This window comes from Amycolatopsis sp. NPDC039088 (assembly GCF_055598845.1).
This window is the reverse complement of the sequence record NZ_JBVKAE010000016.1, coordinates 35,286-56,809: the sequence shown is the minus strand read 5'-3', so window position 1 is coordinate 56,809 and position 21,524 is coordinate 35,286. Positions and strand designations below refer to the sequence as shown.

At 68.4% G+C, this 21,524-nt stretch carries 16 protein-coding genes; 6 read left to right on the top strand and 10 right to left on the bottom strand.

The window, feature by feature from the left end; genetic code table 11:
• Window positions 1-72: 72 nt before the first annotated feature.
• On the bottom strand, window positions 73-1,056 hold the full coding sequence (locus tag ACZ7KI_RS21400; RefSeq protein ID WP_470274862.1) for a LysR family transcriptional regulator: 984 nt from the start codon (window positions 1,054-1,056) through the stop codon (window positions 73-75).
• Between the two features lie 273 nt (window positions 1,057-1,329).
• Here ACZ7KI_RS21400 and ACZ7KI_RS21395 point away from each other — a divergent pair, with 273 nt between their 5' ends.
• Window positions 1,330-2,640 carry a hypothetical protein gene (locus ACZ7KI_RS21395; RefSeq protein WP_470274861.1) on the top strand — a complete coding sequence of 437 codons (1,311 nt, stop codon included), beginning with the start codon at window positions 1,330-1,332 and terminating at the stop codon, window positions 2,638-2,640.
• A 19-nt stretch (window positions 2,641-2,659) separates the two neighbouring features.
• Entirely contained in the window at window positions 2,660-2,974 is a 315-nt protein-coding gene (locus ACZ7KI_RS21390; RefSeq protein WP_470274860.1) for a hypothetical protein, read from the top strand.
• Between the two features lie 36 nt (window positions 2,975-3,010).
• Here the strand turns inward: ACZ7KI_RS21390 and ACZ7KI_RS21385 are convergent, their stop codons facing one another.
• The 4 genes from ACZ7KI_RS21385 to ACZ7KI_RS21370 all read right to left on the bottom strand — a co-directional run bounded on the left by ACZ7KI_RS21385 (window position 3,011) and on the right by ACZ7KI_RS21370 (window position 7,649).
• Complete coding sequence (locus ACZ7KI_RS21385) at window positions 3,011-4,198, bottom strand: cation:proton antiporter (protein ID WP_470274859.1); 1,188 nt, start codon at window positions 4,196-4,198, stop codon at window positions 3,011-3,013.
• An 88-nt stretch (window positions 4,199-4,286) separates the two neighbouring features.
• Window positions 4,287-6,563: a protein translocase subunit SecD gene (gene secD, locus ACZ7KI_RS21380; protein ID WP_470274858.1), complete on the bottom strand. Its 2,277-nt coding sequence runs from the start codon at window positions 6,561-6,563 to the stop codon at window positions 4,287-4,289.
• Between the two features lie 85 nt (window positions 6,564-6,648).
• On the bottom strand, window positions 6,649-7,041 hold the full coding sequence (locus ACZ7KI_RS21375; RefSeq protein WP_470274857.1) for a hypothetical protein: 393 nt from the start codon (window positions 7,039-7,041) through the stop codon (window positions 6,649-6,651).
• A 32-nt stretch (window positions 7,042-7,073) separates the two neighbouring features.
• Window positions 7,074-7,649: a TetR/AcrR family transcriptional regulator gene (locus ACZ7KI_RS21370; protein ID WP_470274856.1), complete on the bottom strand. Its 576-nt coding sequence runs from the start codon at window positions 7,647-7,649 to the stop codon at window positions 7,074-7,076.
• Window positions 7,650-7,730: 81 nt separating this feature from the next.
• Here ACZ7KI_RS21370 and ACZ7KI_RS21365 point away from each other — a divergent pair, with 81 nt between their 5' ends.
• On the top strand, window positions 7,731-8,057 hold the full coding sequence (locus tag ACZ7KI_RS21365) for a rhodanese-like domain-containing protein (protein WP_470274855.1): 327 nt from the start codon (window positions 7,731-7,733) through the stop codon (window positions 8,055-8,057).
• Between the two features lie 3 nt (window positions 8,058-8,060).
• Here the strand turns inward: ACZ7KI_RS21365 and ACZ7KI_RS21360 are convergent, their stop codons facing one another.
• On the bottom strand, window positions 8,061-8,711 hold the full coding sequence (locus ACZ7KI_RS21360; protein ID WP_470274853.1) for a maleylpyruvate isomerase family mycothiol-dependent enzyme: 651 nt from the start codon (window positions 8,709-8,711) through the stop codon (window positions 8,061-8,063).
• Between the two features lie 69 nt (window positions 8,712-8,780).
• Window positions 8,781-15,152, bottom strand: coding sequence for a DUF7927 domain-containing protein (locus tag ACZ7KI_RS21355; protein ID WP_470274852.1), 6,372 nt, complete (start codon window positions 15,150-15,152; stop codon window positions 8,781-8,783).
• A gap of 255 nt (window positions 15,153-15,407) precedes the next feature.
• Between ACZ7KI_RS21355 and ACZ7KI_RS21350 the strand changes: the two genes are divergently transcribed.
• Entirely contained in the window at window positions 15,408-16,337 is a 930-nt protein-coding gene (locus ACZ7KI_RS21350; protein ID WP_470274851.1) for a hypothetical protein, read from the top strand.
• Between the two features lie 428 nt (window positions 16,338-16,765).
• Here ACZ7KI_RS21350 and ACZ7KI_RS21345 read toward each other — a convergent pair whose 3' ends face one another.
• Window positions 16,766-17,317, bottom strand: a complete 552-nt coding sequence (locus ACZ7KI_RS21345; protein WP_470274850.1) for a TetR/AcrR family transcriptional regulator — start codon at window positions 17,315-17,317, stop codon at window positions 16,766-16,768.
• Between the two features lie 98 nt (window positions 17,318-17,415).
• Here ACZ7KI_RS21345 and ACZ7KI_RS21340 point away from each other — a divergent pair, with 98 nt between their 5' ends.
• Both ACZ7KI_RS21340 and ACZ7KI_RS21335 read left to right on the top strand, forming a co-directional pair.
• Window positions 17,416-17,928, top strand: a complete 513-nt coding sequence (locus ACZ7KI_RS21340) for a carboxymuconolactone decarboxylase family protein (protein ID WP_470274849.1) — start codon at window positions 17,416-17,418, stop codon at window positions 17,926-17,928.
• Window positions 17,925-18,356: an HPP family protein gene (locus ACZ7KI_RS21335; protein ID WP_470274848.1), complete on the top strand. Its 432-nt coding sequence runs from the start codon at window positions 17,925-17,927 to the stop codon at window positions 18,354-18,356. The genes ACZ7KI_RS21340 and ACZ7KI_RS21335 overlap by 4 nt, the downstream gene beginning before the upstream one ends.
• Window positions 18,357-18,431: 75 nt before the next feature.
• Here the strand turns inward: ACZ7KI_RS21335 and ACZ7KI_RS21330 are convergent, their stop codons facing one another.
• Window positions 18,432-19,970: a S8 family serine peptidase gene (locus ACZ7KI_RS21330; RefSeq protein ID WP_470274847.1), complete on the bottom strand. Its 1,539-nt coding sequence runs from the start codon at window positions 19,968-19,970 to the stop codon at window positions 18,432-18,434.
• Between the two features lie 27 nt (window positions 19,971-19,997).
• Window positions 19,998-21,467 carry a trypsin-like serine protease gene (locus ACZ7KI_RS21325; protein ID WP_470274846.1) on the bottom strand — a complete coding sequence of 490 codons (1,470 nt, stop codon included), beginning with the start codon at window positions 21,465-21,467 and terminating at the stop codon, window positions 19,998-20,000.
• Between the last annotated feature and the right edge of the window lie 57 nt (window positions 21,468-21,524).

The following is a 21,524-nucleotide window of genomic DNA, read 5'->3' as shown; positions in this document are numbered from 1 at the left end:
ACACAAAAGGTACATACCATTTAGGTCATATCCACCCCAGTGGACTGGACCTTTGGTCGCCCTTCACGCAGGTCAGTGCACCGCGGCGTCCGTGTAGTCGACGCCGTAACCCGGATTCACCTCGAGGTACTTGGCGTAGGCCGGCCGCCGGTCGATCAGTTCGCCGTACACCGCGCGGGACAACGCGATCATCTCCGCGGCGAAGGGCCCCATCTCCCCTCGCTCCGACCAGCCGATGAGGTTTCGCCAGCTCAGCGGGTTTCCCGCGATCGGGACGGCGACGATACCGGGGATCTCGTGGAACAGCGGCTGGCACAAGACCACCGCGTGACCCGACTCGACCATCTCGATACAGGTCAGGACATCGGTCTCGTACAACGACCGCGGGGTGAATCCCGCCCGGGCGCACGCGGAGGCGAAACAGTCACCGAAACAGCCGTCCCCCGGGGTCGCGCACCACCGTTCGTCCGCCAGCGCGCCGAGTTCGACCGAGTCGTGCTGCGCTCGCTCGTCGCGTGCCGACATCAGCACGAAAACCGGGTGGTGCGCGAGGGTCCGCCACCGGAGACCGGCTGCCGGCGGCGGTGGGGCGTCGCCGCAGACGCCGACGAAGGCGAAGTCCAGCGCGCCTTCGGCGGTCATGTCCGCGAGTTTGTTGGACGACCACGACGTATGCGTGGCGACGTGGATGTCGGGATGGGTGCCGCCGAGGCGCTGCAGGAGCGCCCCGAGCATCGGGCCCGTCGCCGAACCGAGCCGCAACGTGACCGGCTCGCCGGTACCGGTGTGCTGCGCGAGACGTGCCGCTTCGTCGTGCAGCGACGACACGGCGGGGAGCACCATTTTGGCCCGGTCGAGAACGAGCAGGCCGAGCGCCGTCGGACGGGTTCCCGTGTGATCACGCAGGAAGAGCTTGCCGCCGAGCGTCCGTTCGATGCGTTTCAATTGGGCGGTCAACGCAGGCTGCGCCATCCCGAGCGTGTTCGCCGCCTTGGTGATGCTCCCGAGTTCTGCGATCGCGCACATGATGCGCAGGTGGCGCAGTTCCAGCTCCATCCCTCTACGTTAGAGCGGTAACTGGACTGGACCAAGTGAAGAACTACACCAAATGGCTTCGCTTCGTTCCGGCACCGGCGGCACCCGGGACGGCGTTTCCGCCGCCACCGGGGTTCTGACCAGGCACTAACTCGCGGAATCGGTCCAGCGGCCGTGAAATGCCATCGATGTCAGGAATTCGGCATCGGTCGCGATATCCGTGGAGAAATCCCTGACGTGGCGGGCGGCCTGCCGATACGGTCACCACCGGACCGATGACGACGAGGGGGTTTCGTGACGGACGAGCGTGGACGGATCCGGCGATCACTGGCGAGGGTGATCACCGACGACAACCTGGATCTGTACGTGCTGGGCGCCGTGGCGCTGGCGTTCACCGTCCTCGGCGCGACCGGTGTCTCGGACGTCAAGACCCTTTCGTCCGTGGTGACGGCGTTGCTGGCCTTGCTCGCCTTTTCCCAGATCCGCTCGCGGCGGCTGACCGAACAGGTCCGTGACTCGAACCGGGCCGGCCCCACGGCCTTCTTCGAACCGACGTTCCCCACGGAGCTCATCTCCCGGCGCGCGGAGGCCTTCGACATCCTGCTCATCGGCCATTCGATGACCAGGACCGTGCAGGGCATGCGCAGTGACATCCGGTCGATCCTCGAAGCGGGCGGCCGGATCCGGGTGCTGGTGCTGGATCCGACCGACGACGCGATCGTCGACGTCGCGGACCGCCGGATCTCCCGAAGCCACGGTCAGGGACGGATGCGGCAGCGAATCCTGGCCACCCTGGACGAACTGACGTCGCTGCGGAGCAGGACGAACGGCAGGCTGGAGATCCGGGTGTCGTCGCGGATCTCCTCCGCCGGTTTCAACTGCCTCGACGTCGCGAGCAAACGCGGCCTGATCTGCGTGCAGCATTACGAACACCGGCCTGCCGGAGAAGCGGCGCCGGTGTTCACAGTGGAACCGAAGGACGCTCCCTGGTACCGGTACTTCGCCGACGAGGCGGAACGGCTGTGGGAGGACGGCACGCCATGGCCGCTGTCTCCCGAGGATCAGGTGACGAGGGCACGCCGCCCGGTCTTCAGTGAGGGTTTCGGCCCCGAACTCGCCGAGGCGATCGACGGTGCGGACGAACTGCTCGTCACCGGGATGGCCCGCAACACCCTGGTGAACAACAACTACGGCAAGCTGGAAGAACGGCTGCGCGCCGGCGCCCGCATCCGGTTCGTGCTGATCGACCCGCACTCCCCCGCGATCGACACGGCGGCGGCGCGCTACTACGCCGTGCGCTCACCGGAAAGCGCGCGGGAACGGGTGCGCCACACGCTGCGGGTGCTGTCCGAACTGAAGCGCTCGACCGGCGGCGATCTCTCCGCCCGGCTCGTCCGGCATCCCATCGCCATCGGGGTCATCGCCACCGGCTCGGCACTGTTCGCCGAGTACTACACCTATCAGGCCGCGGGTGAGCCGAAGTTCGTCCTGCAGCCCGGGGACGGCGCGGCCTACCGGACCTTCCTCGGTGAAGCGGAGGCGTTGTGGGGCAACGCCGAACCCTGCGACCTGACCGCGGACGACGTGGCGGCCACGGGCGACTGATCAAGACCGGGAGGGTTTCGTGTACATCCACGCCAGACGCCGATCCATCAGGTTCAGCGGCAGGACGGTCACGATCAAGGCCGCCGTCAAAGGACTCGGCGACCGAAAGCACACGTTCAGCGTCGGGAAGATCAAGGGCATCAAGAACATTCCGCCGACGGCGTTCAAGCCGGGAAGGCTCGTCTTCGACGTACCCGGTGCCTCCAAGGCGATCGTCGAGGACGTGCCCATGTACGCCGACAAGGTGGACATGAACACCTTCACCTACGGCGGGATGGACGCCAAGAACGTGCAGGCACTCGAAGCGGCGATCAGGAAGGCCATGGACAACTGAAGCCGGCTTGAGCGGGGATCCGGCGGTCGTCGCGGCTCAGGAAGTCTTGGACTTGCGGTTCAGGAACGCCGACGCGCCCACGCCGTGCGCGACGACACTCGCCAGCACCGTCACCGCCATGACGCTCAACGCGACGTCCGCCGCGTCCCCCTCGAGCGAGTTGAAGGCCAGCAACCCGAACACGATCGACGCCGCCCCTCGCGGCGCCAGCAGGCCGATGGTCATCCGGTCGCGCCACCGGAAATCCGTCCGCAGCAAGGTGAGCAGCACCGGGATCAGGCGCGCGACGGTCAGCGCGACGGCGCTGACGATCACCACACCCCAGGTGAGGCCGAAGGACAGCACCAGCACCGCGGTACTGCCGAACACGAACCACATCAGCAGCCCGCACAGCGAACTGACCTCCTCCGCCAGCCCGAGTTCGTCCTCGGTGGGGTGCCGGGCGGTCTTGTAGGCGATCCCGCAGATGAACGCGGCGACGAACCCGTTGCCGCCGATCGCGACGGCGGTGGTGTAGGTCAGCAGCGGCAGCGCGACGGCCGCGACCCGCGCCGAATGCCGGGTGGACCAGCCGTGCCTGCCCGCCACGTTCATCGCCACCGCGGCCACCGCGCCGATGGCGGAGCCCGCCAGCACCGCCAGCAAAGCCGCCGGGATCGCGGCCTGCAGGGCTTCGCCCGGCGTATTCGCGTGGTGGTGGCTCCCCGCGAGGGTGAGCGCGAAGATGAACACCGGCGCGACGACGCCGTCGTTGTAGCCGCTCTCCACGTTCAGCAGGTGCCGCACCCGTTCGGGCACGCGGACGTCGTGCACCACCGACGTCGCGGGCGCGAAATCCGTGGGGGCGATGATGCAGGCGATCAGCAGCACCACCGCCCAGCCGAGGCCGGGAAGCACCAGCAGGCCGACGCCCAGCACGATCAGGATCGTCAGCGGCAGCGCGATCAGCAGCAACCGCATCGCGATCTTGGCGTCATGGCCGAGATAGCCGCCCTTGACCGCGGTGGCGTCCACGAACAGCAGCAGCGCGAGGATCAGTTCCGCGACGTTGAGGGCGATCTCGGTGTTGAGGCCCTCGCCGAGGGCGTTGCGGGTGCTGAACCCGATCGCCAGCCCCGCCACGACCATCGCCATCGGCGCGGTGACCCGCCACCGCTCCAGCCGCGCCGCCGTCATCGTCCACATCAGCACGACGACCGCGCCGACGAGCACGCTCTGGATCATCTACCCACCCTCGTTCCCGGTGACTCCCCTGCCACCGGGAACGAGCATAGAGACGGGACGACCGCGAGGGTCCACAAAGGAGCGACGATCACACCACCGCGCCGTTGTCGTCGCGCTTCCGTGCCCGCGACGCCTTCCTCACCGGACGTCCGGCCCCTGGCCATCGCCGGTCGAGCAGGATGGCGACCGGGCCAGCGGTGGCCACAGTGGACACCGTGCCCGCCACGAGGCCCAGCAGGAGCGCGAGGGCGAAGTCGGCCAGCGACCCATCCCCGAGCAGCAGCAGCGCGCCGAGCACGAACAGCACGCCGATCCCGGTGTTGATCGTCCGGGGCAACGTCTGCAGCACCGCGGTGCCGACGACGCGGGCGAACGGTTCCTTGCGGCGCTGCCCCCGGACTTCGCGTACCCGGTCGAACACCACCACCGAATCGTTGACCGAATACCCGATCACCGTCAGCAACGCGGCGAGGAAGACGCCGTCCATCGACTTGCCCAGCCAGGCGAAGATCCCGAGGATGATGAGGACGTCCTGGGCGAGCGCGGCCACCGTGGCCACGCCGAGCCGCCAATCGAACCGCACCGCGAGGTAGGCCAGCTGCGCCAGCACCGCGAGGCCGAGCGCGATGATCGCCTTGGTGCGCAGCTCGGCGCCGAGGCTCGGGCCGATCTGCTCGTCACGGATCTCGGTGGCGTCACCGGCGACCCCGGCGACCGCCGTCCGGATCCGCTCGGTGGCGGCCTCGTCGATCGGCTCGGTGCGCACCGAAATGTCCTTGTCCCCGGACAGCTGCACGACGGCGCGCGGGAATCCGGCGTCGGAAACCGCGTCCCGAACCTGTTCGACGTCGGCGGGCGCCGAGGTGGCGTACTCGATCACCCGGCCGCCGGTGAACTCCACGCCGAGGTTCGGCCCGGCCACCAAAAGCCCGGTGACGGCCGTGATGACGACGGCGCCCGCCGCGATCAGCCACCGGCGCGGCCGGGCCAGGAACTCCGGATCGCGGCGGTTGACCCACCGGCGGACCCGGCCTTCGTGGGTGAGCCCGGAAAGCCTCGGCTTGCGCGCGACCGCGCCCCGCATAGTGAGGTGCAGCAGCACCCGCGTGAGTACGAGCGAGATGAACAGGGCCACGACCACGCCGATGGACAACGTCACCCCGAACCCGCGCACCGGGCCGGACGCCAGCCAGAACAGCAGTCCCGCGGCGAGCAGGGTGGTGACGTTCGAATCGACGATCGCCGACAACGCCCCGCTGAACCCGCGACCGACCGATCGTGGCAGCGAACCACCGCGGTTGACCGCGTGTTCCTCTCTCGCCCGTTCGAAGACGAGCACGGTGGCGTCGACGGCCATCCCGATGGCCAGCACGAATCCGGCGAGCCCCGGCAAGGTCAGCGTCGCGCCGACGGCGAGCAGGGCGGCGTAGGACACCGCGGCGTACGCGACCAGCGCGCCCACCGCGATCAGTCCGGCCAGCCGGTACACCGCCAGCAGGAACAGCGCGGTCAGCGCCAGTCCGATCACGGCGGCGCGGGCACTGGCGTCGATCGCGGCGGCGCCGAGCGTGGGGCCGACGGTGCGCTGCTCGATGATCTCGACCGGTGTCGGCAGCGCGCCCGCGTTGATCAGCAACGCCAGATCCTTCGCCTCCGCCGGGGAGAACCGCCCTGTGATCTGCGTACTCCCGCCGACGATCCCGACCCCGCAGGCGACCTGCGGGCTCACCTGCGGCGACGAAATCACCTTGTCGTCGAGCGCGATCGCCACCCGGCGGGCCGGATCACCCGGCGGCGAGCAGGCGGCCTGTCCGGTCAGCCGCTCCCAGGCACGGCCGGAATCCCCTTTGAAGTCAACGGAAACGAGCCAGCCGCCACCCTGCGAATCGATCGAGGAGAGTGCCTCGTCGACCCCTTCGCCGGTCAGTGCCGCGGGGCCGAGGTTGATCGGCTGGCCGCTCTCGTCGGGAAGGACCCGGGAGTCACCGGAGGCCGCGCCGGCGCCGAGCACGGGATGGAAGGACAGCTGCGCGGTCCGGCCGATCACTTCGACGGCCTCACGCGGATCCCGCACGCCGGGTAGTTCGACGATGATCCGGTTGTCCCCGGAGCGGGCGAGCATGGGTTCGGCGACGCCCAGCGCGTCGACGCGGCGGCGCAGCACCTCGAGCGTCCGGTCGGTGGTCTCCGGTCCGGCGGTGGCGGTGGGTGAATCCTTGGTCTCCAGCACGATCTGCGTGCCACCACGCAGATCGAGCCCCAGGCGCGGGGCGGTGGTCAGCAACAGGTACACGGTCGCGGCGAGGACGACCAGCGAGACCACGGCTCGCCCGGTCATGCCTCGCCGCGCGGTTTCGCGCGGCACGACGGTTTCTCCTCGATGAATTCACCCGCGCGCGAAGAAGGCGCACGGGTCCCGGCCGGGCACGCGGAAGACGTGCCCGTGAGCTTCAGACGGCTGCCGGGAAAGGAGGAGCGCGATCCCCCAGCGCGAGGCGATGCGCCGCGTGGGAGGGAGTGGTGACGTCGGAATGGAGTTCGCCGAGACGAAGCAGCGTCGTCGACGCCGGCCCGTGCGGAACGGTGCCGAAGAGAGGCAGGTCACCGTGCCCGTGCACACCCAGGAGTGAAGGTTCGGCGGCGAGCCTGCCCGCGGCGCGCACCGGCGCCACGGCCTTCGAGACCGAGGAACCGGCTATCGAGTCCGCCCCGCGCGACTCGTCCGCCGAAGCGGAATCGCCCGCGTGGAGCGCGAAGAACAGCCCGAGCGCGGTCAGCACGGCGGCGAGCAGGGCCGGCACGGCCTGCCTGCCTGGCCGGTACGTCCGGCGCTCCACCGTCATCGACACACTCCTTGGGGTTCCCCTCCGACACCCTACTGGGACAGGGCGGCGCGCCACAGGCGCGTGATCCCGGCACGGATCCGCTCTTCGCCGATTTCCGGCAGCAACGCGGTGACGTGCTCGGCCGCCAGCGGCGCGAGCAGGGCGTGCGCGCCGTGCTCCGGGTCCGGCGTGCCGTCGAGCAGGATCGCCACGTGCCGATGCCAGAACCGGTAGGCGCCGATGCGGTAGCGGGCCCCCGGCGCCGCGGTCTCCGACATCCGCACCAGCGGCAAATGCTTGAACAGGTAGTCGAGGTAGGCGTCGGCGAAGGCCACGAGACGTTCCGGCGGCGGGGCACCGGGGCCCAGCGGAGGCGGCCCCTGCAGGACTTCCTCCTGGAGCACGCGCTCCCTGGCGTCCAACAGCGACGCGGCCAGCCCCGCCTTGTCACCGAAGCGGCGGAACAACGTCCCCTTGCCCACGCCCGCGGCCGCCGCCACCTGGTCCATCGAGACCGCGTCGACGCCGTGCTCGGCGAACAGCGACGCGGCCGCGTCCAGGATGGCGGCCCGGTTGCGGGCGGCGTCCGCGCGCTCCTTGGGCGGCGGTGTGCGCAGGAGTTCCAACGGGGTTGCGTAAGCGGACTGTGGTCCGTTATCGTCACGGGGCACATCCGGACTATAGTCCGATTAACTGGAGGTAGCGACATGACCGCACTCATCACCCGTGACGAACTGAAGGCCGCGATCGACGCGAAGACCGTGACGGTGGTCGACGCCCTGGGTGGCGAGTACTACGCCAAGCAGCATCTGCCCGGCGCCGTTCCCCTCGTCCTCGCCGACGTCGACACACAGGCCGCCACCGTGCTGCCCGATCGCGGCGCCGCGATCGTCACCTACTGCTCGAACCCCGCTTGCCCCAACAGCGGACAGGTCGCCGACCGGCTCACCGCGCTCGGCTACACCGACGTCCGCAAGTACCGGGAAGGCATCGAGGACTGGGCCGACGCGGGCCTTCCCCTCGAACAGGGCTGAACCTCAGTCCCGTTCGAGGGGCATGCGCCGCCGCAGGACCGGCACCCCGTCGCCGTGGAGTTCGGTGAGATAGGCCGCTCGTCCGGTCATGGCCATGATCAGCGCCAGGGTCGTGCCCGAGACGAGCGGCCCGGACCTGACGGCGAAGGGGCCGTCCGTCGCTTGCAGCCTCAGCCCGCCGATGCGCCCCTTCGCCATCACCACGAGATCGGAACCCTGGTAGTAGCCGGCCAGTGAGGTGAGGACGGCGATCGGATGGTCATGGCGAAGACCGAGCGGGCGGCGGATGTCCTCGGCGTGCACGATCGTCTCGCCGAGCATCGCGATGGCGGGCAACGGCGGTTTCGTCGTGCTGGTGACGACACCGCGGAACCGCTCCAGCGTCCCGGCGCCGTTCGAGCCGAGATGTTCGGCCAGGCGCATCGCGACCTGCTTGTCGAAATCGAACCGGCAGCGGATCACCCCGGCCAGCCACCGCGCCGGGGTGAGGCTCGCCCCGGCGGTGAGATGCGCCAGCACCTCCCGCACCGTCAGCCCGGCGCACAACGACGGCGTGCGCCACTGTTCTTCGGTGAGTCCTTTGAGGTCGTTCGCCAGCGCCGCCCGCTCGGCGTGGATCGCCGGCCAGATCCTCGTCGGTCCTGAATTCGTCATCCGGAGTCTCCTCTCCAGTCGTCGTCTGGAGAGGAGACTCCCGCCGCGGGCCGGAATCATCGGTCGTGGTCAGGACTCCCTGCGTCGCCGTCCGGCCAGGAGCAGCAGGGCGCCGATGGCCAGCATGCCCAGCGCCAGCACCGTCATCGTCTTCACCGGCGAACCGGTGACGGCCAGACCGGGCGGACGCGGGGTGGTCGGCGGCTGCGGGTTCGGCTTCTCCGGCGTCGGCGGTTCCGGCGGCACCCGGGTGTCCGTGCCGCAGTCCGGGTTCGCCGAACCGGGCGGGCAGTTGACGCCCGGCGTGTCGGACGTGACGACGTTGCGGAGCCGGTGGTCACCACGCGCGGGCGACTTCACGATGACCGCGTAGGTGACGGTGGCCTTCTCCCCCGCCTTGAGCTTGCCCTTCCAGGTGAGTTTCGGCGCGGAGTAGGTCACCGTTCCCCCGCTGGCCTTCGCGGTTCCGTCGAAGGTGGCGTCGTCAAGCACCTCGGTCAGGTCGTCGGTGAACGTCGCGTCGTCGACCGTGGCCTGTCCGGTGTTCTCGACCGTCACGGTGTAAGTGACGACTTCGCCGGGCTTGGCCTCGGTCTTGTCCACCGTCTTCTTCAGCTTGAGACTGGACAGCGGAGTGGTCGTGCCGCACTTCGGGTCCTTGCTGCCCGGCGGGCAGTTGCCCCCGGGTGTGTCGGAAGTGATCGCGTTGACCAGCTTGCCGTCACCGCCGGTCTTGGTCACCTTCACGCTGTAGGTGACCGTCGCCGTCTGCCCGATCTCCAGGTCGCCCGTCCACGTCAGTTTCGGCTCCGCATACGTCACTTCACCGATCGTCGCCGCACCGTCCTTCCGGAACTCCGCGTCGTCGAGGACCTCGGTGAGGTCGTCGGTGAAGGTCGCACCGGTCAGCTTGGTCTTGCCCGTGTTGCGGACCGTGACCGTGTACTTGACGACGTCGCCCGGGTTCACCGTCGACTTGTCCGCCTTCTTCTGCAGCGCGATGCCGGGCACCGGGGTGCTGGTCGAGCACGCCGGATCATCGGACTGCGGCGGGCAGGTGCCCGGGGTGTTGGTGCTGACGGTGTTCCGCAGTTCGTGGTCACCGGTGACCGGGTTCTTCACCTTCACCGAGTAGGTCAACGTGGTCGACGCCCCCACCGGGAGGTCACCGACCCACAGCAGATTCGGTGCCGTGAAGGCGAAAGTACCGCCGACCGGCGCGGACTGGGCATCGCCGGAGTAGTCGGCGTCGTCGAGCACCTCGGACAGGTCATCCGTGACCCGCGCGGCGTCCTCGCCGACCAGATCGACCTTACCGGTGTTGGTGACGGTGACGGTGTACTTCACGACGTCGCCCGGGTTCGCGGTCTGCTTGTCCGAGGTCTTCTTCACCGTCAGTTCGCGGGACGGCACGTCCGCCACGCAGTTCGGGTCGGTCGAGTCCGGCGGGCAGTTGTTGCCCGGGGTGTCGGAGATGACCACATTGGACAGTTTCCGGTCACCGGGAACGGGGTTCTTGATCTTCACCGTGTAGGTGATGGTCGCCGTCCGGCCGATGTCGAGCGCACCGCTCCAGCTCAGCTTCGGTGCGGTGTAGGTGACATCGCCAATGGTGGCCACGCCGTCGTTCTGGTAGTCGGCGTCGTCCAGGACCTGTGTCATGTCGTCGGTGAACGACGCACCGTCCTGTTTGGTCTGCCCGGTGTTGGTGACGGTGATCGTGTACTTCACCGTGTCACCCGGATCGACCGACTTCTTGTCGGCGGTCTTCTTGATGAGCAGACCCGACACCGGTGTGGTGGTCCCGCACTTCGGATCGGTGGACCCCGGCGGGCAGTTGCCACCCGGCGTCTCCGAAGTCACGACATTCTTCAATCGGTGGTCACCGTCGCCGGGGTTCTTCACCTTGACCGTGTAGGTGACCGTGGCGGTCTCGCCGATGCCGAGGTCGCCCGTCCAGGTCAGCTCCGGTTCCACATAGGACACCGTGCCGATCGTCGCGGAACCGTCCTGCTGGTAGTCGGCGTCGTCCAGCACTTGAGCGAGATCATCGGTGAACGTCGCGCCGGTCAGCTTCGTCTGACCGGTGTTCCGCACGGTCACCGTGTACTTCACGACATCGCCCGGGTTCGCGGACTGCTTGTCGACCGTCTTCTTGATTTCCAGGCCCGAAACCGGGGTGTCGGTGCCGCAAGCCGGATCCGTGGAACCTGGCGGGCAGTTCCCGCCCGGCGTCTCCGACGTCACCAGGTTCTTCAGCCGGTTGTCGCCGGTGTTGGGGTTCTTGACCTTCACCGTGTAGGTCACCGTGGACTTGTCGCCGACGCCGAGGTCGCCCGTCCAAGTCAGCTTAGGTGCCGCGTAGGAGACGTCGCCGATGGTCGCGGCTCCGTCGTTCTGGTACTCGGCGTCGTCGAGGACCTGTGTCAGGTCATCGGTGAACGTCGCACCGGTCAGCTTCGTCTGACCGGTGTTGCTGACGATGACGGTGTACTTCACGACATCGCCCGGGTTCGCCGACGCTTTGTCGGCCTTCTTCTCGATGAGCAGACCGGACACCGGCGTGGTCGTCCCGCACTTCGGATCGGTCGAGCCCGGCGGGCAGTTCCCGCCCGGCGTCTCGGAGGTGACGGTGTTGATGAGCTTCTTGTCACCGGGGACGGAACTCTTGACCTTCACCGTGTAGGTGACCGTCGCTGTCGCCCCGACGTCGAGATCGCCCGTCCAGGTCAGCTTCGGTTCCACATAGGACACAGAACCGATGGTCGCGGCACCGTCCTGCTGGTAGTCGGCGTCGTCCAGCACCTGGCCCAGGTCATCGGTGAACGTCGCACCGGTCAGTTTCGTCTGACCGGTGTTCCGCACGGTCACCGTGTACTTCACGACATCGCCTGGATTCGCGGACTGCTTGTCGACCGACTTCTCGATCTTCAAGCCCGACACCGGCGTGACGGTCCCGCACTTCGGATCGGTCGAACCCGGCGGGCAGTTCCCGCCCGGCGTCTCCGAAGTCACGACGTTCTTGAGCTGGTTGTCACCAGGATTGGGGTTTTTCACCTTCACCGTGTAAGTGACCGTCGATGTCTGCCCGATGTCGAGCGAACCGGTCCACGTTAGCTTCGGCGCCGCATACGTGACACCGCCGATCGTCGCCGCACCGTCGTTCTGGTAGTCGGCGTCGTCGAGTACCTGGGTCAGATCGTCGGTGAACGTCGCGCCGGTCAGCTTGGTCTGGCCGGTGTTCCGCACGGTCACCGTGTACTTCACGACGTCACCCGGATTCGCCGACGCCTTGTCGACCGACTTCTCGATCGACAAACCAGACACCGGAGTCGTCGTCCCACACTTCGGATCCGTCGAACCCGGCGGACAGTTCCCACCCGGTGTCTCCGAAGTGACCACATTGGACATCTTCTTGTCGCCAGGGTTCGGGTTCTTGACCTTGACCGTGTAGGTCACCGTGGAGGTCTGCCCGATATCGAGCGAACCCGTCCACGTCAGCTTCGGCGTCGCGTAGGACACCGAACCGACCGAAGCGGCTCCGTCGTTCTGGTAATCAGCATCGTCCAGCACCTGCGTCAGATCATCGGTGAACGTCGCACCGTCCACCTTGGTCTGACCGGTGTTCCGCACAGTCACCGTGTACTTCACGACATCGCCCGGATTCGCCGACGCCTTGTCGACCTTCTTCTCGATGAGCAGACCCGACACCGGTGTGGTGGTCCCGCACTTCGGATCGGTCGAACCTGGCGGGCAGTTCCCGCCCGGTGTCTCCGACGACACCGCATTCTTGAGCCGGTTGTCCCCGGTGTTGGGATTCTTCACCTTCACCGTGTAAGTCACCGTGGACGTCTCGCCGACACCGAGGTCGCCTGTCCAGGTCAGCTTCGGTTCCACATAGGACACCGAGCCCGCCGACGCGCCGGCGTCGTTCTGGTAGACCGCGTCGTCCAGCAGACCGGTCAGATCGTCGGTGAACGTCGCACCGGTCAGCTTGGTCTGGCCGGTGTTCCGCACGGTCACCGTGTACTTCACGACGTCACCCGGATTCGCCGACTCCTTGTCGACCGACTTCTCGATCAACAAACCGGAAACCGGGGTGGTGGTCCCGCACTTCGGATCGGTCGAACCCGGCGGACAGTTGCCACCCGGCGTCTCCGAAGTCACCACGTTCTTCAGCCGGTTGTCACCGGTGTTGGGATCCTTCACCTTCACCGTGTAGGTGAACTCGGCGCTCTTCCCTGCCGTGAGCGTGCCGGTCCAGGTCAGCTTCGGTTCCACATAGGACACCGAGCCCGCCGACGCGCCGGCGTCGTTCTGGTAGACCGCGTCGTCCAGCAGACCGGTCAGATCGTCGACGACCTTGAGGTCCGCCGCGGTCACCCTGCCGGTGTTGGTGACGTTGATCGTGTACCGCACGGTGTCACCGGGGTTCGCGGATTCCTTGTCCGCGGTCTTCGTCACCGTGTACGACGGCGCGGGCACCTTGGTCTTCGCGCACGCCGCGGCCGGGTCGTCCGGGCATCGCGAGTCCGGTGGTACCACGGGCGGCGGTCCGGTCGGGACGGTCGCGCGGTTCACCAGATCCTTGCCGATCGCGGCCTCTTCGACCTTCACCCGCACCGTCAGCGTCACGGTCTCCCCGATGGCGAGGCCGTCCACCGCCCAGTCGATCGGACCGGTACCGGACGCGGTCCCCTTCGACGGCTCGGACGACACGTAGCTCGTCCCCGGTGGGAGCGTGTCGCGCACCGTGAGCGCGGGCACCGGGATCACGCCGGTGTTCCGCAGGGTCACCTTGTAGGTCAGCGTGTCACCCGGGATCGCTTCGGCGAGGTCGACCGACTTGGTCAGCTGATACCCCGGCGACGCGACCGTGTTCCGCACCGTGTTCGACGTGCGCTCCTGACCGCGGCCGGTGTCCTCGCCGCGGAAGGTCAGCATTCCGGTGTTGTCGAGTTTGGTGCCGTCCGGCACCGTCGCCCCGACCGTGACCTTGAAAGCCACCTTCTGCGACTGCCCTGGCGCGAGATTCCGCAGCCGGCAGGTGACCAGCTGCCCGGCCGCCGAACAGTCCGGATTGGACCCGGCCACGAACGTGACGCCGTCCGGCAGGGTGTCGGTGAGCACCACGTTCGTCGCGGTGTCGAGGTCGGTGACGGAACCGTCGGCGTGCTTGTTGACGACGTCGAAGGTGTAGGTGACGTCGCCGCCCTTGGTGACGTAGCCCGGCGGGTTGTCGTCGGTGTTGCCGACCGGGTCGTTGGCCTTCGTGATCTGCAGGTCGGGTTCGAGCGCGTCGGTGACCAGCCAGATCGTCTGCGGGTACAGCGCGTCGCCGATGGTGCCGATCTTCACCTGGAGGGCGGTGGTTCCCGCGGGAACCTTGCCGGTGATGTCGATACTGCGGGCGTCGTACCCGACGTTGTTCACGGGATTGGGGACGCGCGAGGTGACGTTCGTTCCCGAACCGGTGGCGGTGACCCGGTCGATGCGGCTGCTGAAGGCGTTGTCGGTCGCCACGCCGGTGGGCGCGGGCATGGCGATCGTCTGCAGACTGGAGGCGTTGGGGCCGACCTGGAGATAGTCGCCGCTGATGGGCGCGTCGCCGTCACCCGCGACGATACCGAGTTCGACGTTGGGCTGACGCGACGTGGGCGCCTTGATGCCGCTCAGCGCGATGGTCGCCGAACTCGGTGTGCTGCCGCCCGCGACCACCTGCATCCCGTCCCACACCTGCAAATACCGCAGTGGCTCACTGGGCAGTTCGTAGGCCACGACCAGTGACCAGCCTCCCCAGCAGCCGAGATTCGTCCGGCTGATGGATTGGCCCTGGCAGGCCTGGATGTCGGCGACCGTGTACTGCCCGGCCCCGGCGCCGGTCACGAGGCTCGTGACGTCGGCCGCGCCGCCGTAGGCGTACAGGGTGGGGAAGCCACCGGTCGTGGTCGCGGGGAACCAGTCGTAGGTCTCGGCGGTGATCCGCTGGTAGGAGTTCGAGCCCGGGGTCTTGATCGAGACCTGGTCGCCCTTGTTCCCGTCGCCGGAAGTCCCGCTGCTGGCGACCGGGTTGAACTGCCAGTACAGCCGGGCGTTGAGCACCTTCGCGCCGACCGGGATGCTCAGGCTCGCCGCGGAGGCGGTATTGCCGGGCGCGGCGGGATCGACCTTGATCCACGACACCGGGCTCGCGTTGCTCGCCGAAGCATTACAGACGACGCCGGGGCCACATTGCACGACGGAGTTGGCGGCCATCGTGATACCGCCGTGGGCGAGCCCGGAGTACACCGGCTCCGGCCCGATCGGCCGCTCGGTGCCCGCTCCGCGCGGCTGCGTCTGGGCAGCGGCGGGCAGCGGGGCGCCCATCAGCAGGGCCACGACGACCACCGTGAGCATCGCCAAGTCGCGGCGACACCGATTCCGCCCGCGCCGTTCCGCCATGCCGCCTCCACCTCACCGCTCGCTCCCGTCGGCCCGAATCAGGGCGGACGGGGACAGCGAGCCCGAATGACGGTCATCCTGTGTCGGCGAGATCATCGACGGCAACCGGGACCCGGGGTGTCACCCCGATAAAACCCCTTGGATGAGAACAAAACCCTCGGAAGAGTGATGAAAACGGTGTTCACCGCCGTGTCCACAACGGACTGTTCCGCGGGAACGTGGTGTTTTACCGCGAAAAATGCCACTCTCGACGGAGTGAACGACCACCTCCACTATCAAGGCTCCGGCCCGTACTGCTACACCCATTCCCTGGCGATGATGCTGGGCTCCGGCGCGCCGGGAACCGCCGTACTCGAGACGCTGACCGGCAGCCCGTTCGGAATGCAGCTCATCGGCGGCTCGCTGCCGTTGTTCGACCCGTTCGGCTGGGATCCCGAGATCGGCATCGGTGACGCGCTCGCCGTCCTCGGCTGGACCGCGGAGACCGTCAGCGAAGAGGATCCGGACGCGGCCTTCGCCCGGCTCGTCGAGGGGCTGGCCGACGGACCGGTCATGATCGGCCCGATCGAGATGGGGCATCTGCGCTATCAGCCCGGGATGACCGGCCCGATCGGCGCCGACCACTATCTGGTGGCGCTCGCCGCGGACAGCGAATCCGTCACCGTCCACGACCCGCAGGGTTACCCGTACGCGCGGCTGCCGCGAGCGGAGTTCGCCGCCGCCTGGCGCGCGGAGACCGTCGCCTACGGCAAACCGCACACCCTGCGTACGAACTTCGTCCGGCACACCTTCGTCGACGAGGACGCCGCCCTCATCGCGTCACTCCCCCGGGCGGTCGCCTGGCTCGGCGGTGAGAACGGGGCCGGGCTCCCGCCGGGCAGCCTCGGCAACGCCGACGCGGCCCTGTCGCTGGCCGCGCGGATCGAGTCCGGACTGGATCCGGATTCGCGTGGGCACCTCGTCCACTTCGCGGTCCGGGTCGGCGCGCGGCGACTGGCCGACGCGGCGGCCTGCCTGCGCCGGGTGGACCACGGCACCGCCGCCGAAATCGCCACCACGCAGGCGCGTTCGGTCGGCTCGTTGCAGTACGACCTCGTCACCGGAAACGACGCGAGCGCCGCGGAAACGCTCCGGACCCTCGCCCCGGCCTACGAAGAACTCCGCCGGGCCCTCACCGCCTCGTGAGTGGTGATGACGGCTCTGGCCAACGGTGTTTTGGTTACCTACGGCGGGTGAGCTGGGTAGCGCTGGTCCGTGAGGGACTCCTTGAGGGACCCAGAGTCCCTCAAGGAGTCCTTCACGGACCCGAAACCCCATCACAAGCCCCAGCGGCACCACCAGTCACAACAGCGGCGCGTGAAGGACCCCGTCCCTCGGCTCAGCCGAGGAAACTCGACCCTCACACCTTTCCCGGTACATGAAGGCCCCCTTTGCTGCGCCTAGCGCAAGGAAGGGGGCCATCATGTACTTCACGCGAGCAAGCCCGCAGGCCACGAGTAGGTACCTGAGAGAGGGTTCGTTCTGGCCCGAATCGCCACTCACGACCCGATCGAGTCGGTTTCGCGTGCCTGAGTGGACGACACGCGGACGCGAACGGGTCCCGCCCCGGGCAGTCAGCGCAGCAGGGCGGCGGCGATCGACTTGCCGCGCAGGGCCGCGTCCGGGGAGTTCTCCCGGACCGCGGTCACGATCGAGCCGTCGACGACCAGCACGAGGTGCTCGGCGAGTTCGGCGGCGTCGGCACGGCCCGCGTCGGCGAGCAGACCGGCGAGATATCCGGTCAGCGCGACCTTGTGCTCGGCCGCGACGGTGTGCACGGGGCTCGACGGATCGGCCGTCTCGACCATGGTGTTGATGAAGGCGCAGCCACGGAAGTCTTTGCGGGAGAAGCGTTCATAGAGCGCGTCGAACACCGCGAGGACCCTGTCCGCCGGGTCGAGGCGGTAGCCGTCGACGGCGTCGGAAAGCCACTGCCGCCAGGTGCGGTCCCGCTCCCGCAGCACCGCCTCCACCAGCGCTTCCTTGCTCGGGAAGTGCCGGTACAGCGATGCCTTGCCGACGCCGGACTCGTCCAGGATGCGGTCGATGCCGACGGCGCGGATGCCTTCGGCGTAGAACAGCTCCTCGGCCGTGCTCAGCAATCGCTCGCGTGCTCGGGTTCCCACGGCCAAAACAGTACCACTCTGTACCGAACTGGTTGACCGCAAACGGCACTGGTCTGTACCGTCCCACTCGGAACAGACCAGTACCGTTTGGAGAGCCCGTGTCCCGCATCCCCCACCTCACCGAGCATCCGCTGCTGACCGACGTCCGTCACCAGCTCGGCCGGGTGCCCAACCTCTACGCCGCGATGGCCAACGGCCCGGCCGCCTTGAGCGGCTACCTCGCCCTGCGCGATTCCCTCACCCGCGGCGAACTGACCGCGCGGGAACGGGAACTGCTCGCGCTGTTCACCGCGTGGCGCAACGAATGCGGCTACTGCCTCGCCGCGCACACGTTCCGCGGCGAGAAGATGCGCATTCCCGCCGAAGAACTGGTGAGCGCCCGCGAGGCCGACAGCCCCGACCCGCACACCCGCGCGGTGCTCCGGCTCGCCGACGCCGTCCTGACCCACCGCGGCCGGATCTCCGACGAGCAGCTGGCCGAAGCCCGCGCCGCCGGGGTCACCGACGCACAGGTCGCCGAGGTTGTCGCGCATATCGCGCTCAACGTGCTGTCGAACTACTTCAACCACGTCGCCGAACCCGAACTGGACTTCCCCGAGGTCTCCCGGTGAAGCACGCCTTGCCCGTCCTGCTGACCGCCGCCGGTGCGGGCGGGGTGGCCGCCGCCGGGATCGGCTCGGGGATCGGTCCCGCGGCGTCGGCGCCGCTCGCCGCCAGCCTGGCCCTGGTACTGGCCAATCCGGCGCTGCCGTCCGCCCGGCCGGCCGCGGTCTTCGGCGGCCACGCGCTCGCCGTGATCGGCGGTCTGCTCACCGCGCTCCTGCTCGCGCCGGGGCCGGTGGCCGTAGCGATCGCGGCGGCGGCCGGACTCGGCGCCATGCTGCTGTTCCGGGTGGTGCACCCGCCCGCGGTCGCGTCCGGTTGCCTGATGGTCCTGCAGCCGTTGCCCACCGGGGCGTTCCTGCTCGGCGCCGCGGCGGCGCTGGCCGTCGCGGTGAACCTCCGCACCCGGTTCACCGCGAAGACAGCGCCACAGTGAGAACACCGGAGGGGCCGCGCGCGCGGCCCCTCCGGTGGTTTCCCTCCCCGCCCTGCCGGCGAGTCTGCAGTGGACTCAGAAGGTGATGCTGAATCCCTCGATGCTGCCGGTGTCGAACTTGTAGACGTCCTGGGCGCTCAGCTTCCAGGTCCCGTTGGCAGCCTCACCGGAGGCGTCGACCGTGAAGGTCTGGTGCACGCCGTCGGCCGAGCCGACCCCGCCGGAACCCTTGAGCCGGTAGGCCTTGCCGCTCGGCCCGATCAGGTCGAGGACGAGGTCGGCACTGTAGGTGTGGGAGATGTCGACCTTGACCGGCAAGGACGCGGAAGCTTTGCCGTCACAGCCTTCCTGGGTCACCGAACTGGTCACCGCGGCTCCGGCGTCCGGAATGGACACCGGCGTGGTGTTCGACTTGACCCCGCACGTCGGTCCGGGGCCGCCACTGCCGATGAACGAGACGTCGAGCAGCTTGTTCGGCGAACCGCTGCCCGCGTTCTTGATGACATCCGCCGTCGCGTTGTTCACCAGCGCGTCCCGCACCTGCTGCGGCGAGGCGCCCGGGTTGGCCGACAGGTAGAGCGCGGCCGCGCCGACGACGTGTGGCGTCGCCATCGAGGTCCCGTTCATGGTCGCCGTCCCACCGCTGGCCGGGCTCAGCGACGTGATGTTCGAACCGGGCGCGAAGATGTCGGTGCAGCTTCCGTAGTTGGAGAACGACGACCGGTTGTCACTGGAATCCGAGGCGTTGACGGTGATCGCTTCCGGGATCCGGGCCGGGCTGGTGTTGCAGGCGTCGGTGGACGCGTTGCCCGCCGCGACGCCGTAGACGACGCCCGAGGCGATCGACTTCTTGACCGCGTCGTCCCCGACCCCGGGGGCGTCCATGGTCAGGCTCATGTTGGCCACCGCGGGCTTCTGCGCGTTGGCCGTCACCCAGTCGACGGCGTCGATGATGCCCGAGTCCGGCCCGGAGTTGTCGCAGCCCAGCACCTTCAGCCCGACGATCTTGACCTTCTTCGCCACGCCGTAGGTCTTGCTGCCGATCGTGCCCGAGGTGTGGCTGCCGTGGCCGTGACAGTCCTTGCCGTCGCCGCCGAAGAAGTCCTTGCCGAGACTGGCCCGGCCTTCGTACTCCGGATTCGACGGGTTGATACCGCTGTCGAGGTCGTAGGCGGTGACGCCCGCGCCTTCGTTGGGATAGGTGTAGGCCTTGTCGAGCGGGAGGCTCTTCTGGTCGACCCGGTCGAGTCCCCACGTGGGGTTCTGCTGAGTGCCCGTACCCCGTGCGGTGCCGTCCTCGTAGACCGCCTTGACCGACGGGTCCGCCGCCAGTTTCCGCGCCTCGGCCGGGGTCATGCCCTTGGCCGAGAACCCGCGGACGGCCGCGGTCCAGACAGAACGGACCTCGCCACCGTAGCGACGCGCCAGATCGGCCGAAGCCGGCTGCCCGGCCGCGGCGACGTCATGAAGGACGACGATGTACTGATCGCCGTAGTGCTCCTTGGCCGGGATCACGACACCTTCGGCCTCGGCACCGACGGCCGTTCCGGCACCGAGCGCGAGCAGCGGGCTCAAGAGACCGAGTGCCAGCAGGGTTTTCGTCTTGCTACGCATGAGTGTTCACCTCTGTTTCGGCGAAGATCACTGGACGGTGAGGGTGTACGTGGCGGTCGCGGTCTTGCCGGTGGCGTCCTTGGCGGTCACCGTGACCGGGTACGTGCCCGGCTGGAACGGCGCGAAGACCTGCATGGTCGAACTCCCGCCGCTGGACACGCTCTGCGGTGAGAAGAACGGGTTGATCGGCAGCCCGGGACCACTGGCGGACAGCGTGATCGACCCGCTGCCCCCGCTCGCGGTGACGGTGGCGCTCACGAGCGAACCCGCGCGGCCGGATCCGGAGCCCGGGTCGATGGTCACCTTGAGGTCCCCGACCGGCGGATCGCCCGCGCCGACGGTGAGGGTGAGCCCGGCGGTGGCCGTTTCGGTCGTGCCCTTCCCGGAAATCGTGACCTGGTAAGCCTTCTCCGGTGTCCCGGCGGCGGTCTCGATGGTCAGTTTCGCCACCTCGCCCGCCTTGATCGTGGCGGGCTGGAACGTCGCCTTGGCGCCCTCGGGCAGCCCCGTCGCCGACAGCGTGACGTCCTCGGCGCCGTTCTTGCCCGGTTTGCTCGTGACACTCGCCGACACGTACTTGCCGGGCAGGACCTTCACCGACGACGGCGAAGCCGCGAGAGTGAACGCGTCACCTGGCTGCTCGCCGCCGATCTGCTGGGCGACCCAGTCCCCCATCTCGTTGTTGAGCCTGCTGTAGACGCTGTACCAGCGGAAGTCGCTGCGGCTCCACGAGGTGACCCCGACGACCTTCCCGTCGACGACGAACGGGCCACCGCTGTCACCGGGCAGGACGGTCTTGCGGCCGTCGGAGTAGCCGGCGCAGATCATCGTCTTCGGGTCGACGCCGTTCTCCACGCCGGTGCACTGACTCGCGTTGACGATCGGCAGAGTCAGCTTGTGCAGCGTGACGTCCTGAGTGGAGTCGTCGATGTCCTTCTTGCCGTAGCCGAGGCTGAAGCCGTCCTTGCCGGGCGTCTCCAGGCCGGTGTCGGCGGAGGTCGCGACCTTCGCGTAGCCGCCGGGTGGGACCGGGATGTCGCCGTCGGTGGTGATCACCGCGACGTCGTAACCGTTCCAGGGCTGGGTGAACCTGGGGTGGACCTGGTAGTCGACGGCCTTCAGCTGGGTGCCGCCCGCGCTCTTGAGGTCGTCGAGTCCATAAAGGACACTCTTTTCGCCTGCCAGTTCCTTGCAGTGCGCCGCGACCAGCACCTTCCGTGGCGCGATGACGGAACCGGAGCAGCTCTGCCCCCTCGGCCGGGAACCTCCTTCACGCAACGCGGCGATGGCATACGGGTAGTCCTTGACCGAGGCCGGCGAGCCGCCGATGCTCTGCGTGTGGAGGCCGCCTTCCGGTAAGGGCGCGGCGTCCGTCGGGGCGATGGCACGGGGAGGGTCGGCGGGGACGGCGCGCAAGGACACCGCACCGGCGACGCCCGCCGGTGTCAGCGCGGCCATGGTCAACGCGACCACGCCGAGGATCCGTTTTCTGCTCACGGTGATTCCTTTCAGAACTTCCGGATCGGGGAAGTACTCACAAAGGCCGCAGGGGAA

Excerpts from the sequence above, each read along its gene's own strand:
- ACZ7KI_RS21385 (WP_470274859.1), bottom strand. The coding sequence starts at position 4,198 with ATGATCCAGAGCGTGCTCGTCGGCGCGGTCGTCGTGCTGATGTGGACG.
- ACZ7KI_RS21360 (WP_470274853.1), bottom strand. The coding sequence starts at position 8,711 with ATGACGAATTCAGGACCGACGAGGATCTGGCCGGCGATCCACGCCGAG.
- ACZ7KI_RS21375 (WP_470274857.1), bottom strand. The coding sequence starts at position 7,041 with ATGACGGTGGAGCGCCGGACGTACCGGCCAGGCAGGCAGGCCGTGCCG.
- ACZ7KI_RS21400 (WP_470274862.1), bottom strand. The coding sequence starts at position 1,056 with ATGGAGCTGGAACTGCGCCACCTGCGCATCATGTGCGCGATCGCAGAA.
- ACZ7KI_RS21330 (WP_470274847.1), bottom strand. The coding sequence starts at position 19,970 with ATGCGTAGCAAGACGAAAACCCTGCTGGCACTCGGTCTCTTGAGCCCG.
- ACZ7KI_RS21355 (WP_470274852.1), bottom strand. The coding sequence starts at position 15,152 with ATGGCGGAACGGCGCGGGCGGAATCGGTGTCGCCGCGACTTGGCGATG.
- ACZ7KI_RS21365 (WP_470274855.1), top strand. The coding sequence starts at position 7,731 with ATGACCGCACTCATCACCCGTGACGAACTGAAGGCCGCGATCGACGCG.